At 44.6% G+C, this 1245-nt stretch carries 2 protein-coding genes; both read left to right on the forward strand.

All coding sequences use genetic code 11. The features are described from left to right. A partial coding sequence (locus tag A3739_RS19825) for an arginine deiminase family protein (protein WP_231877113.1) occupies positions 1–217 on the forward strand: 217 nt, incomplete at its 5' end. A 44-nt stretch (positions 218–261) separates the two neighbouring features. Then, positions 262–1245: ornithine carbamoyltransferase (gene argF, locus A3739_RS19830; protein ID WP_068502546.1), on the forward strand; the 984-nt coding region annotated here is incomplete at its 3' end.

The raw sequence follows: 1245 nt of genomic DNA on the forward strand, positions 1-1245 counted from the left end.
CGACGTATTCGCAGCCGAACGGGAACAATGGAACGACGCTAATAATGTGCTCACTATTCGTCCGGGCGTTGTTGTTGGTTATGAACGTAACCACTACACGATCGATAATATTGAAAAAGCTGGAATCAAGTTTATTGCGATACCAGGTGATGAGTTAGGTCGAGGACGCGGCGGTGCTCGCTGCATGAGTTGCCCAATTGAGCGTGACGACATTTAGTCGTTTGTTTCACTGAACGATTTACAGAATTAAGGAATAGAGATATGGCTTTTAATATAAAAAACCGCAGCTTTTTAAAACTTTTAGATTTTACTCCTCGCGAAATTCGTTACATGTTGGATCTGTCTCGGGACCTAAAGCAAGCCAAATATGCGGGTACCGAACAACCTCGTTTATGCGGAAAAAACATCTGCTTGATTTTCGAGAAAACCTCAACTCGCACTCGCTGCGCATTTGAGACAGCAGCCTTCGACCAAGGGGCTAACGTAACCTATATTGGAGGCGGTTCTCAAATGGGGCACAAAGAGTCAGTCAAGGACACTGCACGCGTTCTAGGTCGCATGTATGACGGAATTGAATTCCGCGGATCTCGTCAAAAGGACGTTCAAGATCTAGCTGACTATTCTGGCGTACCAGTTTGGAACGGCCTGACTGATGAATGGCACCCAACTCAAATTCTTGCGGACTTCCTTACTATGCAAGAATGGGGCAACGGCAAGCCCCTTAGCGATATGAAGTTTGCATATCTTGGCGATGCACGCAACAACATGGGCAACTCACTCATGGTTGGCGCAGCTAAAATGGGCATGGAAATCAGTCTTGTTGCACCAAAAGAATACTGGCCTAAAGAGTGGCTTATAAAAGAGTGCCAGGCAATAGCAAAAGAAACTGGTGCAAAAATCAACCTTACTGAAGACGTAGCAGAAGGTGTTGAAGGTGCTGACTACTTGTACGCGGATGTATGGGTATCAATGGGGGAACCTAAAGAAGCATGGAAAGAGCGCGTTGGTTTAATGACACCTTATCAGGTAAATCTTGATGTAATTAACAAAACCAAAAACCCAAATGTGAAGTTCATGCACTGCCTACCAGCATTCCACAACAATGAAACAATTGTGGGTGCAGAAATTGAAGCTGAATATGGCCTCAATGGATTAGAAGTGAACGACGATGTTTTCGAATCTCCATACAACATTAGTTTTGAGCAAGCAGAAAACCGCCTGCACACAATTAAAGCTGTCATGGTT

The organism is Oleiphilus sp. HI0067 (genome assembly GCF_001635735.1).